General features: G+C 66.8%; 12 protein-coding genes. 7 read left to right on the top strand and 5 right to left on the bottom strand.

What is annotated here, in order from left to right; all coding sequences use genetic code 11:
* Positions 1 to 56 precede the first annotated feature (56 nt).
* Together WS49_RS19990 and WS49_RS19995 are read left to right on the top strand one after the other, a co-directional pair.
* A complete protein-coding gene (locus WS49_RS19990; RefSeq protein WP_059532304.1) occupies positions 57 to 524 on the top strand; it encodes a MerR family transcriptional regulator in 468 nt (155 codons plus the stop codon).
* A 146-nt stretch (positions 525 to 670) separates the two neighbouring features.
* Complete coding sequence (locus WS49_RS19995) at positions 671 to 991, top strand: DUF1330 domain-containing protein (RefSeq protein ID WP_059532307.1); 321 nt, start codon at positions 671 to 673, stop codon at positions 989 to 991.
* A gap of 28 nt (positions 992 to 1,019) precedes the next feature.
* Here WS49_RS19995 and WS49_RS20000 read toward each other — a convergent pair whose 3' ends face one another.
* Positions 1,020 to 1,856, bottom strand: a complete 837-nt coding sequence (locus WS49_RS20000) for an NAD-dependent epimerase/dehydratase family protein (RefSeq protein WP_059532310.1) — start codon at positions 1,854 to 1,856, stop codon at positions 1,020 to 1,022.
* Between the two features lie 103 nt (positions 1,857 to 1,959).
* Between WS49_RS20000 and WS49_RS20005 the strand changes: the two genes are divergently transcribed.
* Complete coding sequence (locus WS49_RS20005) at positions 1,960 to 3,063, top strand: LacI family DNA-binding transcriptional regulator (protein WP_059532313.1); 1,104 nt, start codon at positions 1,960 to 1,962, stop codon at positions 3,061 to 3,063.
* A 112-nt stretch (positions 3,064 to 3,175) separates the two neighbouring features.
* Here the strand turns inward: WS49_RS20005 and WS49_RS20010 are convergent, their stop codons facing one another.
* Positions 3,176 to 4,468 (bottom strand): MFS transporter, encoded by a 1,293-nt coding sequence (locus WS49_RS20010; protein WP_059532316.1) that lies wholly within the window; start codon positions 4,466 to 4,468, stop codon positions 3,176 to 3,178.
* A 343-nt stretch (positions 4,469 to 4,811) separates the two neighbouring features.
* Between WS49_RS20010 and WS49_RS20015 the strand changes: the two genes are divergently transcribed.
* Together WS49_RS20015 and WS49_RS20020 are read left to right on the top strand one after the other, a co-directional pair.
* The gene (locus tag WS49_RS20015; protein ID WP_059532319.1) at positions 4,812 to 6,305 is read left to right on the top strand and encodes a DNA-3-methyladenine glycosylase 2 family protein; all 1,494 of its coding nucleotides are present in this window, start codon (positions 4,812 to 4,814) and stop codon (positions 6,303 to 6,305) included.
* Complete coding sequence (locus tag WS49_RS20020) at positions 6,302 to 6,835, top strand: methylated-DNA--[protein]-cysteine S-methyltransferase (RefSeq protein WP_059532322.1); 534 nt, start codon at positions 6,302 to 6,304, stop codon at positions 6,833 to 6,835. Before WS49_RS20015 ends, WS49_RS20020 begins: the two co-directional genes overlap by 4 nt.
* A gap of 36 nt (positions 6,836 to 6,871) precedes the next feature.
* On the opposite strand, the gene WS49_RS20025 is transcribed toward WS49_RS20020, so the two are convergent.
* Positions 6,872 to 7,369, bottom strand: coding sequence for an Lrp/AsnC family transcriptional regulator (locus WS49_RS20025; RefSeq protein WP_059532325.1), 498 nt, complete (start codon positions 7,367 to 7,369; stop codon positions 6,872 to 6,874).
* 157 nt (positions 7,370 to 7,526) lie between these two features.
* Between WS49_RS20025 and glmS the strand changes: the two genes are divergently transcribed.
* Entirely contained in the window at positions 7,527 to 9,356 is a 1,830-nt protein-coding gene (glmS, locus tag WS49_RS20030) for a glutamine--fructose-6-phosphate transaminase (isomerizing) (protein WP_059532328.1), read from the top strand.
* Positions 9,357 to 9,410: 54 nt separating this feature from the next.
* Here the strand turns inward: glmS and WS49_RS20035 are convergent, their stop codons facing one another.
* Together WS49_RS20035 and WS49_RS20040 are read right to left on the bottom strand one after the other, a co-directional pair.
* A complete protein-coding gene (locus WS49_RS20035) occupies positions 9,411 to 10,223 on the bottom strand; it encodes a hypothetical protein (RefSeq protein ID WP_059532443.1) in 813 nt (270 codons plus the stop codon).
* Between the two features lie 121 nt (positions 10,224 to 10,344).
* A complete protein-coding gene (locus tag WS49_RS20040; RefSeq protein ID WP_059532331.1) occupies positions 10,345 to 11,160 on the bottom strand; it encodes a helix-turn-helix domain-containing protein in 816 nt (271 codons plus the stop codon).
* A gap of 120 nt (positions 11,161 to 11,280) precedes the next feature.
* Between WS49_RS20040 and WS49_RS20045 the strand changes: the two genes are divergently transcribed.
* Positions 11,281 to 11,940 carry a glutathione S-transferase family protein gene (locus WS49_RS20045; RefSeq protein ID WP_059532335.1) on the top strand — a complete coding sequence of 220 codons (660 nt, stop codon included), beginning with the start codon at positions 11,281 to 11,283 and terminating at the stop codon, positions 11,938 to 11,940.
* Positions 11,941 to 11,967 lie beyond the last annotated feature (27 nt).

Consider the following 11,967-nt stretch of genomic DNA (forward strand, 5'->3'; position numbering starts at 1 on the left):
GCCCAACCATAACTTTAAAGTCAGCTTCAAGGTCAAGCCCCCTCCGGAGCACAACGATGAAGATCGGCGAGTTGGCGCGAACCAGCGGCATCGCGGCGTCGCGCATCCGCTTCTACGAAGCGAGCGGCCTGCTCGAGCCGGCGCGCCGGCAGGCGAACGGTTATCGGGAATACGGGCCGGAAGCGCTGACGCGGCTCGCGATCATCGACCGCGCGCAGCGCGCGGGCTTCGCGCTCGACGAGATCCGCGCGGTGCTGCCGCCCGATCTCGGCGCGTGGCCGCGCGACGAACTGCTGCAGGCGTTGCGGCACAAGGTCGACGAAATCGCGCTGCTCGAACAGCGGCTCGCGCAGAACCGGCGCAACCTGCAGGCGCTGATCGACGAGATCGCGAACAAGCCCGCCGGCGAGGATTGCGCGGGCGCCGCGCAACGCATGCTCGACAAGCTGTGCAAGGAAGCGGCGGAGTCGGAATCGGCGCCGGCCGCTGTGCCGCGCCCGCGGCCGATCCGCAAGCGCGCGTGAGTCGGTCGCGCGCGCGATGTCCGTGACGTGCGGCGCGCGGCACGCAGTCGGGCACGGCAACATGAAGATGCTTACGTCACAGGTAATCGACGCGCGCCGCCCGCGCTCCGATCATGGCTTCACCGATCGACGCCACGGAGCCTGCCATGACCGCCTACGCCATCGCCCACCTGCACGACGTTGAAATGTGCGACGACATCGTCGAATACCTCGAACGCATCGACGGCACGCTCGCGCCGTTCGATGGTCATTTCGTGATTCACGGCGCGCGGCCCGACGTGCGCGAAGGCGTGTGGCGCGGCGACCTGATCGCGATTGCGTTTCCCGATCTCGATACGGCGCGCACGTGGTACGAATCGGACGCGTACCGGCGGATCCAGCCGCTGCGCGCGCGGCACGCGAGCGGCCCGTTGATCCTGATCGACGGCGTGGACGAACGGCACAAGGCGACGGACATCCTGCGCTGACCGGCGACGCCGGCGGCGCCCGCGATGCTTACTTCGCGTTGCGCTCCATCGGCTCGCCGACGACGAAACCGCCGCCCTGGTAGCGCTGCGCGGGATCGTCGTACTCGGCGGTCGGCGCCGTCACCGGGAACAGCCCGGCGAACTGCTCGGAGCTGTCCTGCGGCCGATAGCCGAGGAAGCCGGCCTTCGTGTTGTCCCACCATTTCACCGGGTTGTCCGACACGCCGTAGACGATCGCGTGCCCGACGCGGTTCGTCAGCAGCGAGCAGCGCACGAGCTCGATGAGGTCGCGATAGCTGAGGAACGTCACCAGCATGCGCGGATTCTTCGGCGCCTCGAACGACGAGCCGATCCGCAGGCACACCGTCTCGATCCCGAAGCGGTCGAAGTAGTAGCGCGACAGCGACTCGCCGAAGCACTTCGTCACGCCATACAGGCTGTCCGGGCGCTGCGGCGAATCGGCGTCGAGCACTTCCGTGACCGGATGAAAACCGATCGCATGGTTCGAGCTCGCGAACACGACGCGCTTCACGCCGTGCTTGCGCGCGGCTTCGTACAGGTTGTACGTGCCGGTGATGTTCGCATCGACGAGATCGTCGAACGGCGCGTCGACCGAAATGCCGCCGAGGTGGACGATCGCGTCGACGCCGTCGACGAGCGCCATCACCGCCGGCCGGTCCGCCAGATCGACGACCCGGATTTCTTCATGCGGGGCCGCGTCGTCGAGCGCGGCGATGTCGCTCACGCGCACGACGTCGGCCCAGTTCGCCAGCGCGCCGCGCACCTGACGGCCAAGGTTGCCGGCCGCGCCGGTCAGCAGCAGGCGCCCGAACGGCTTGCGTGCGCCGGTGGATGTGGCGTTCATCGAATCTCCTTGAATCTGTTCTGAAGTGTCCTGGACGTCGCCCGAAACCGGGCTGAACCGGAAAACGTTTTCCAACTATACGCGGGACGAAAGCCGACCGTCAATGGTCGAATCCGCTCGCAGCCATCCGCACTTTCCCGATACCGGTCGGCGGCCGGACGCCGGCTTTTTCTGCCACAATCCGGTGCAATCGAACGAAAACGTTACCCTTCCGATGAAAAAAGTTTCCCCGACGATCCGCGACGTGGCGGCGGAAGCCGGTGTGTCGGTCGCGACGGTATCCAAGTACGTGAACGGCACGCAGCGCTTTTCGCCGACCGTCGAAGCGCGGCTCAAGGAAGCGATCGAGCGGCTCGGCTACCGTTCGAACCCGCTCGCGCGCTCGATGATCACCGGGCGCACGCGCACCATCGGCCTCGTGATCCTCGACATCAGCAACCCGCACTTCACGAACGTCGTCAAGGGCGCGAACCGCGTCGCGCTCCAGCACGACTACACGCTGCTGCTCGTCGATACCGAAGAGAACCAGGCGCGCGAACGCTCGCTGATCGAGGCGCTCGCGCAACGCGTCGACGGGCTGATCGTCAGCACGCGGATGCCCGACGACCAGGCCGGCTGGATGCTCGACCTGCACAAGCCGCTCGTGCTGCTGCGTCGCAGCCCCGGCCTGCCGATTCCGAGCGTCGGCATCGACAACCGGCTCGCCACCTACATGCTCGCGCGTCACCTGCTCAATCTCGGCCATACGCGCATCGCGTACCTCGGTTTCGGCACCGCGCGCGTGAACGACGAACGGATCCAGGGCGCGCGCGACTGTCTCGCCGAAGCGGGGCTCACGCTCGACGTGCACGACGCGCATGCGCCGACCGCCGAGGCCGGCGAGCGCGCATGCTCGCGCGTGATGCTCGGGCCGCACCGCCCGCAGGCCGTGATCTGCTACAACGACCTGATCGCGCTCGGCTTCATGAAGGAAGCCGCGTCGCTCGGGTTCCGGCTGCCGCAGGACGTGTCCGTCGCCGGCGTCGACAACGTGCCGTACGGCGCATACGCGGCGCCCGCGCTGACCACCATCGACATCCAGAGCGAGAACATGGGCGAACTCGCGATGCAGAAGCTGATCGACGCGCTCGCCGGGCGCACCGACGCGAGCTATTCGACGTTCGAGCCGCGGCTGATCATGCGTGCGTCGACGGCCGCGGCCGGTTGACGCGCGCGGGCGCGTCCGCCGCCTGCCGCCTCTTCGTCGTCACGTCGCCTCCGTCCATCGCAAATGAAAACGCGCCGCCTCCGGGGCGGCGCGTTCGTTTTCCGGCATGCGATCAAGCGTCGAGCTTCGCGGGCTTCATCTTCGGTGTGAGCATGTGCATGACCGCCAGCGCGAGCAGATAGGCCAGCGCGCCGATCGCGAACAGTACCCAGTAGTGGCCCGTGCGTTGCAGCACCTGGCCGATCACTTCCGAGAACAGCACGCCGCCGATCGAACCGGCCATCCCGCCGATGCCGACCACCGACGCGACCGCGCGGCGCGGGAACAGGTCGGACGCCGTCGTGAACAGGTTCGCCGACCAGCCCTGGTGCGCGGCCGCCGCGAGGCCGACGATCAGCACCGCGATCCACAGGCTCTGCACCTGGGACACGAACGCGATCGGCAGCACGCAGCAGGCGCAGATCAGCATCGCCGTCTTGCGCGCGCCGTTCACGCTCCAGCCCGCGCGCAACAGCATCGACGACAGCCAGCCGCCGCCGATGCTGCCGACCGTCGTCAGCGCATAGATGCACACGAGCGGCAGGCCGATATGCTGCATGTCCATCCCGCGCGACTCGTTGAGCCACTTCGGCAGCCAGAACAGGTAGAACCACCACACCGGGTCGGTCAGGAACTTGCCGATCAGGAACGCCCACGTCTCGCGCTTGCGGATCAGTTCGCCCCAGCGCGGCGCACCAGCATCCGCGTTCGCCGCGTCGAGCGCTTCGGCTTCGTCGCGCGGCTCGTCGTATTCGGCGGCGAGCGCGCGCGTGTCGGCCGTGCGATACATCACCAGCCAGACCGCGAGCCACACGATGCCGATCGCGCCGACGATCACGAACGCCGCGCGCCATCCGTAGGCCACCGCGATCGCCGGGATGATCGCCGGCGCGAACACCGCGCCGATGTTCGCGCCCGAGTTGAAGATGCCGGTGGCGAGCGCGCGCTCGCGACGCGGAAACCATTCGGCCGTCGTCTTGATCGCGGCCGGGAAGTTGCCGCCCTCGCCGATCCCGAGCAGCGCGCGCACGGCCGCGAAGCCCATCACGGAGCCGACCGCCGCGTGCAGCATCGCCGCGATGCTCCACACCAGCATCGCGACCGCATACGAGATGCGCGTGCCGAGCCAGTCGACGATGCGCCCGAAGCCGAGCAGGCCGATCGCGTAGAACGCGGAAAACGCCATCACGATGCGGCCGTACTGCACCTGGCTCCAGCCGATGTCGTGCTGGAGCATCGGCGCGAGCAGGCCGAGGATCTGTCGATCCATGTAGTTGATGACGGTCGCGAAGAACAGCAGCGCACAGACGGTCCAGCGGTAGCGGCTGGCGGCCGCGCGCACCGCGCCGACGACGGCAGATTGCATGAGTGTCTCCGATGCGCGGCCGCGCCCGTCGCGCCGCTGGATGGTGTCTGTCCGTGACCGGCGACGGGCGCCGGGGCGGACGGCGGCCATGCCCCTTGCGTGGCCCGGCCGCTCGTCCGTCGAGTTCTGGAAAACGTTTTTCAAAGCATAGGGCTTGGCCCGGTGCCATGTCAGTCGGGGATTTCGATGAGTCATCTCAAATCCGGCCGCGCAAAAAGAGATGACTGTTCCGCAGAGTGGCATTAACCGTTTTTTCGGGACTTTCCTGCGTTCGAAACGGGGGCATGACGCGAGCCGGCGCGTCGAGACACATGTCCGATTCCAGCCAGAATCGGCGGAGCGGATGGTTTACAGTCGTCTCATGCACCTCGATCCGGACACCTGCTACGACGCCCTGCTTTCGCGGAACCGCCGCTTCGACGGCTGGTTCTTCGTCGGTGTGTCGACGACGGGCGTGTATTGCCGCCCCGTTTGCCCGGTGAAGCCGCCGAAGGCGCGGAACTGCAGCTATTACCCGACCGCCGCCGCCGCGGAGAAAGCCGGCTTTCGGCCGTGCATGCGGTGCCGGCCCGAGCTCGCGCCGGGCCACGGGCTGCTCGACCTGTCCGGCAATCTCGCCGACGCGGGCGCGTCGCTGATCGAGGACGGTTTCCTGAACGAACACTCCGTCGATGCGCTCGCGCGGCGAGTCGGCGTGACCGAGCGCCATCTGCGCCGAATCTTCGCCGCGCAATTCGGCGTATCGCCGGTCGAATTCGCGCAGACGCACCGTCTGCTGATGGCCAAGCGCCTCTTGACCGATACCGCGCTGCCGTTGGCCGTGGTTGCGTCGACTGCCGGGTTCGGCAGCGTGCGACGCTTCAACGATTTGTTCCGCCAGCGCTACGGCCTCAATCCGCTGCGCCTGCGCAAGGGCGCCGGCGCATCCGCCAATGGCGACATGACCTTCCCGCTACCGTACCGGCCGCCGTTCGCATGGCCCGAGTTGATGCGCTTTCTCGCGCAGCGGCAGATCGACGGCGTCGAGCGCATCGATGCGCACGGCTATGCGCGCGTCGTCGCGCTGCCGAACGGGCACGGCAACGCTCAGGTGACGGGCTGGCTGTCCGTCACGCACGTGCCGCAGCGGTTCGCGCTCGCGGTGACGGTGTCGCCCGCGCTGACGCCCGTCGTCCCGGCCGTGATCGCGCGCGTGCGGCGGCTGTTCGATCTCGACAGCCGCCCGGACGTGATCGACGCGCATCTGGGCGAACTCGCGGACGGCTCGCCCGGCCTGCGCGTGCCCGGCGCGTTCGACGGGCTCGAAATCGCGATGCGTGCGATCGCGGGCGAACGATTGGCGCAGACACAGGCAGGCGCGGTGCTGGCGCGCGTGGCCGAGCGCTTCGGCACGCCGGTGGACCACGCGCCGCCGGGGCTCACGCATGCGCTGCCTTCCGCCGCGACGCTGGCGACGGCGCCGCCGGCGGCGCTCGAAGCCATCGGTGTGACACGTGACGCGGCGCGGACGATCGTGTCGCTGGCGCGTGCAGTCGCCGACGGCACGCTCGCGCTCGAACCGATGGCGCCGCTCGACGCGACGCTCGATGCGTTGCGCGCGCTGCCCGGCTTCGACGAACGCGCGGTGCAGTATGTCGCGATGCGTGCGATGGCGTGGCCGAACGCGTTCCCCGCGGACGATGCGTGGCTTGCACCGCGCGCCGCCGCCGCCGCCGCCGCCGCCGCCGAGCGTCCGCGCAGCATCGCATCATCCGCGCCGCATGCGTCGCGCTGGGCGCCGTGGCGCGCATATGCCGCACTGCATGTGTGGCGCCTTCATGGAGACGCTTCGCGATGACTCCCGCTCATCTGATTCCGAGCCCGCTGGGCGACATCGCCATCCGTATCGAGGACGATGCCCTGACGGGCCTCTTCTTCGTCGGCCAGAAATACTATCCGTCGCTGGCGGTCGCACCGGATGCGGATGCACGCAACGCGTCGCCGCTCGCGCGCAAGGTTGCCGAGGAAGTCGCGGAATATTTCACCGGCACGCGCGAAACCTTCTCGGTGCCGATTCATCTGCGCGGCACCGCGTTTCAGCGCAGCGTGTGGAAGGAATTGCTCGCGATTCCGTTCGGCGAACTCGTGTCGTATGGCGACATCACCGAACGCGTCGGGCTGCCGATGCGTGCCGCGCGCGCCGTCGGCGGCGCGGTCGGCCGCAATCCCGTGTCGATCATGGTGCCGTGCCATCGCGTGATCGGCGCGTCCGGCAGCCTGACCGGGTATGCAGGCGGCATCGAACGGAAGCGCGCGTTGCTGTCGCTCGAAGGCGCCGGGTTCGCGCGCGGCGAACGCCATCCGAGGCAGCAGACGTTCGCGTTCTGACATCGCGCGTACACCGTTCGACGCGTGTCGTGCGGTCTAGTCGTCGCCGCGCTTGCGCATCGCATGCGTGACCCGCGCGTTCGCCTCGAACTTCGCGCGATGCGTCGAGAAGAACGTCCGCACGTTGCGGACGTTCGATGCGCCGGTGAACAGCCGCCGCGCGAACGCGTCGTATTCGGCGACGTCGGCCAGATCGGCCACCACCACGAAATCCGGCCCCGGCGACACGCGATAGCACTGCGTAACCGCCGGCTCCGCGCACACGTAAGCCTCGAACGCGTCGTAGTCTTCCGCCGTCTGCCGGTCGAGGCTGATCTCGATCAAGGCCGTGACGGCCGTGCCGATCGCGACCGGGTCGAGCACCGCGACCTGGCGACGAATCACGCCCGCTTCCGTCAGCCGCCGCACGCGGCGCATGCACGTCGGCGGCGACGACAGCGCGCGCTCGGCGAGTTGCAGGTTCGACACCGATGCGTCGTCCTGCAGGATCGCGAGAATGCGCAGGTCGAGATCGTCGAGCGTGATGCCGGCCATCGGCGGCTCCTTCCGGTCAAGTGAGTGAAATTTAATTTCAACACGATATCAGATCCATTGCCCATTTCAATTTTTGTCGTATTTTGAAATTTAATTCCATTCAACCGCTTCTACCATCGCTGTCACGGGTCCAGACAGGACATTTACGGAGCGCGATATGTGTGGAATTGTCGGGGCGGTTGCCCAGCGGGACATCCTGCCGAACCTCGTCGACGGGCTGAAGCGGCTCGAATACCGCGGTTACGACTCGTGCGGCGTCGTGGTCTATCGCGACCGCGCGCTGGCACGGGCGCGCAGCGTCGACCGCGTCGCCAACCTGCAGCGCGAGATCGCCGCGCAAGCGCTGTCCGGCTACACCGGCATCGCGCATACGCGCTGGGCAACGCATGGCGCGCCCGTCACGCTCAACGCGCACCCGCACTTCTCGCCGAGCGACGACAACGCGCGCATCGCGCTGTCGCACAACGGGATCATCGAGAACTGCGATCAACTGCGCGCGCAATTGCAGGCGCACGGTTACGTGTTCGCGAGCCAGACCGACAGCGAAGCGATCGCGCATCTGATCGACCACCTGTATGACGGCGACCTGTTCGACGCGGTGCGCCGCGCGGTCGCGCGGCTGCGCGGCAGCTATGCGATCGCGGTGATGTGCCGCGACGAACCGCACCGGATCGTCGGCGCGCGCGACGGGATGCCGCTCGTCGTCGGCGTCGGCGATGGCGAGAATTTCCTGGCGTCGGATGCGATCGCGTTGTCGGGCATCACCGATCGCATCGCCTACCTCGAGAATGGTGACGTCGCCGATATTCAGCTGCATCGCTACTGGATCGTCGACGCGGCCGGACAGCGCGTCGAGCGCGCGGTGCAGCGCGTGGCCGCGCACAGTGGCGCGGCGGACCTCGGCGCGTATCGCTACTACATGCAGAAGGAAATCTTCGAGCAGCCGCAGGCGGTAGCCGATACGTTGCTCGATGTCGGATCGATCATGCCCGAGCTGTTCGGCGACGGCGCGTGGCGCGTGTTCAACGATGTCGATTCGGTGTTGCTGCTCGCGTGCGGCGGCAGCTATCACGCGGCGCTGACCGCGAAATACTGGTTCGAGAGCATCGCGAAGCTGCCGGCGAGCGTCGAGATCGCGAGCGAGTTTCGCTATCGCGACAGCGTCCCGAATCCGCGCACGCTGGTCGTGGCGGTGTCGCAGAGCGGCGAGACGGCCGACGTGCTCGGCGCCGTGCATGTCGCGAAGCAGCGCGGGATGATGCATACGCTCGCGATCTGCAACGTCGCGACGAGCGCGCTGATGCGCGAATGCGCGCTGCAGTTCGTCACGCGTGCGGGAATCGAGATCGGCGTGGCTTCGACGAAGGCTTTCACGACGCAGCTCGTGGCGTTGTTCTTGCTGACTTTGTCACTGGCGCAGGTGCGCGGGCGGTTGAGCGATGACGACGAGAAGGCGCATCTGCGTGCGCTGCGGCATCTGCCCGATGCGATGTCGAAGGTGCTCGCGCTGGAGCCGCAGATCATGGGCTGGTCGGAGCTGCTCGCGCGACGCGACAACATGCTGTTTCTCGGACGCGGGATGCATTATCCGATCGCGCTCGAAGGCGCGCTGAAGATGAAGGAGATCTCGTATATCCACGCGGAGGCTTATCCTGCCGGGGAGTTGAAGCATGGGCCGCTGGCGTTGGTCAGTAATGAAATGCCGGTGATCGCGGTGGCGCCGAATGACGTGTTGCTCGAAAAGCTCAGGTCGAACATGCACGAGGTCAGCGCGCGGAACGGCAGGCTTTTCGTGTTCGCGGATGTCGATTGCGGGTTGGTGCCGAGTGAAGGGATCGAGGTGATTCGGCTCAACGAGTACTACGGGCCGCTTTCGCCGATTCTGCATACGGTGCCGATGCAGTTGCTGGCTTATCACGCGGCGTTGGCAAGGGGAACGGATATCGATAAGCCGAGGAATCTTGCGAAATCGGTGACGGTGGAGTGAGGGTCCGGACACCCCCGCATCCGATCGGCATCACCACCCCGCCCAAGAAAATCGCTACTTCGACAAACTCAGCTTCTTCGACAGCACGACCCCGGTCGACGGGCTCACCAGCGAGATGGATTGGAGATCCATGTGCAACCTGGAGATCCGGGTCGTAATGTCCGTCGGCTCCTCGATGCTCGGATCGGCATGCTCGGTTTGTTCGGTCAGGTAAGGCCGAACCAGGCGCCCCGATAAAACGAGCGCGAAGTCGCCATGCGCCTGGGCGTACACGGCAGGCGAAATTCGCATGCGGCTGCGAACCGTGCTCTTCTTCCCTTGCCCGGACTCGAGCTCGATGATGTCGACCTGCTGGATATATCCTTTTGCCTTCGCTTCGGGTGCGATCACGAGCCCTCGCCCTCGTGGCCCCGTCGTGACCTTTCTGAGCAGGATACGCGTCCGGTCGTCGCGCTCCGCGTCGAACAGGTCGACGTCCAGCGTCAACAGGTGCCGCTGCGACTGATACCTCAGCCCATACCGCACCGGCACCACGAATGTCACGTCACGATCGAGATTGATGGGCGCCAGGTCGGGATTCGGGCCGTGCCGGTCGGTCGCGTTGGAGACGAGGCCGCGAACCCGTGCAGTCAAGGAAGGTGCGGCGGCGCTGAAATGCTGCTTCTTCAGCGCATCCCGGATGGCAACCGGATCGTCGCCGACAATCGGCCGTACGTGCGACGTGTCTTGACCGACAGCGGGCGCGTTGCGCGTCGAGCCGTCGACGGACGCCGCCTGTGCATGCGCCGCCACTGGCGCCAGCATCACCGCCAAGGCGACGGCCCACGCGAATTTCGAGCGACCTAACTTGGATTTCCTGTGCGGCACGACGAACTCCTGATTTTCTGGCAGATCGGTCAACGACGAGCACTATAGGGCGGAATGACCGGCAACGCATCCACGGTGTGAAATGACCCATGGTGCGGTCGCCGATCGTGAGCCGGCACCCTCATCCCCGACCATCCTCCCGCCGATATTCCGCCGGCGCCTTCCCCACCAGCTTCCGAAAATCGCGCGTGAAATGCGCCTGGTCGAAATACCCCAACGAATGAGCCAGTTCCGCCAGATCGACCGGCTCGCCGCCGGCGAGTTTGTCCGCGGCCTCATGCAGGCGATAACGGCAGATCACCCACTTCGGCGTCACGCCCACATGGTTGGAAAAGAGCTGCTGCAGCGTGCGCTCGCTCAACCCTGCGCGCTCGGCCAGATCGCGCACCTGCGTCAGCCCGAGGTCCTGCTGCAGCATCTGCAAGATGCCATGAATGCGCTCGACCTGCGGATCGGTCGGCGGCAGCACCCGCAACAGCAACGCCTCCGCGGCAGCCACCATCCCGGCATCATCCTCGGCACCGAGCACGGCGTCCTCGGCTTCCGCATCGCCGCAATCGAGCAGCGTCGACACCGGCAGCACCTTGTCGGTCGACAAATGCACCGGCTTGCCGAAGAACGCCCGGAACGCCCCCGGCCGAAACCGCAAGCCGATCACCCTGCCGGCGCCGGCCAGCGTCGTCTCGAACGCCCCCGACACCACACCGAAGATCCCCGTCCGCCGCCGGTCGAACACCAGATTCACGCACGGATACGGCAGCGTGCGCTGCACGTACGGCGGCTGGTCGCGCAGATCCCATTCGACGATCCAGTGGTGATCCAGCACCCCGGCCAGTTCGGCACACGGGTAATAGCGATTCAGGCGGAAGCGCTGATTGAAGGCTTTCGGGCCGACGACGCCTTTGGGCGTCTCGGTCACGTTACGCAAGTCGGCCATGGTGACGAACCGTTGAGGTGACTGCATGATGATGCACCGCCGCAGCGGATTTTTCCAAGACGAAGCCGCGCGGCCGTCCTACATTTCCATATTTGTCCCGAACGCATACCGGAGCCCGCGATGCCGCAAGACCGTCACCTGACCCTGTACCACTCCCCGCGCAGCCGATCGGCCGGCGCGCGGATGCTGCTCGAGGAACTGAGCGCCGATTACGAACTGCACGCGTTCGACCTCTCCGCGGGCAAACATCACGACGCCGAATATCTGCGCCTCAACCCGATGGGCAAGGTGCCCGCGCTGCGTCACGGCGACGTGATCGTGACCGAGCAGCCCGCCGTCTACATGTACGCGGCGGAACTGTATCCGGAAGCCGGCCTGTCGCCGGCGCCCGGCGATTCACTGCGCGGCCCGTACCTGCGCTGGATGACGTTCTATGGCTCATGCTTCGAGCCGGCCATCGTCGACCGCTCGATGAATCGTCCGCCCGCGGCCTATTCGACGTCGCCGTACGGCGACTTCGATGCCGTCATCAACGCGATCGATGCGCAACTGGCAAAGGGGCCCTGGCTGCTGGGCGAGCGCTTCACGGCCGCGGATGTGCTGTGGGGCTCCGCGCTGAACTGGACCACGATGTTCAAGCTCGTGCCCGAGACGCCGCGCATTCGCGCCTATATCGATCGCGTGCTGGCGCGCCCGGCCATCCAGCGCGCGCAGGCGGCTGATGCGGCACTCGCGGCGGAGCAGGACAAGGCCAAGGAGGCAGCGTCCGCCGCGAGGTAGTTCGGTGCGGGGGCGGACCTTGACGCA

This window comes from Burkholderia sp. RF7-non_BP4, assembly GCF_001521935.1.
Classification (GTDB): Bacteria; Pseudomonadota; Gammaproteobacteria; order Burkholderiales; family Burkholderiaceae; genus Burkholderia; species Burkholderia diffusa.

Coding starts and splice junctions, on each gene's coding strand:
- WS49_RS19990 (WP_059532304.1), top strand. CDS start 57: ATGAAGATCGGCGAGTTGGCGCGAACCAGCGGCATCGCGGCGTCGCGC.
- WS49_RS19995 (WP_059532307.1), top strand. CDS start 671: ATGACCGCCTACGCCATCGCCCACCTGCACGACGTTGAAATGTGCGAC.
- WS49_RS20000 (WP_059532310.1), bottom strand. CDS start 1,856: ATGAACGCCACATCCACCGGCGCACGCAAGCCGTTCGGGCGCCTGCTG.
- WS49_RS20005 (WP_059532313.1), top strand. CDS start 1,960: ATGGTCGAATCCGCTCGCAGCCATCCGCACTTTCCCGATACCGGTCGG.
- WS49_RS20010 (WP_059532316.1), bottom strand. CDS start 4,468: ATGCAATCTGCCGTCGTCGGCGCGGTGCGCGCGGCCGCCAGCCGCTAC.
- WS49_RS20015 (WP_059532319.1), top strand. CDS start 4,812: ATGGTTTACAGTCGTCTCATGCACCTCGATCCGGACACCTGCTACGAC.
- WS49_RS20020 (WP_059532322.1), top strand. CDS start 6,302: ATGACTCCCGCTCATCTGATTCCGAGCCCGCTGGGCGACATCGCCATC.
- WS49_RS20025 (WP_059532325.1), bottom strand. CDS start 7,369: ATGGCCGGCATCACGCTCGACGATCTCGACCTGCGCATTCTCGCGATC.
- glmS (WP_059532328.1), top strand. CDS start 7,527: ATGTGTGGAATTGTCGGGGCGGTTGCCCAGCGGGACATCCTGCCGAAC.
- WS49_RS20040 (WP_059532331.1), bottom strand. CDS start 11,160: ATGGCCGACTTGCGTAACGTGACCGAGACGCCCAAAGGCGTCGTCGGC.
- WS49_RS20045 (WP_059532335.1), top strand. CDS start 11,281: ATGCCGCAAGACCGTCACCTGACCCTGTACCACTCCCCGCGCAGCCGA.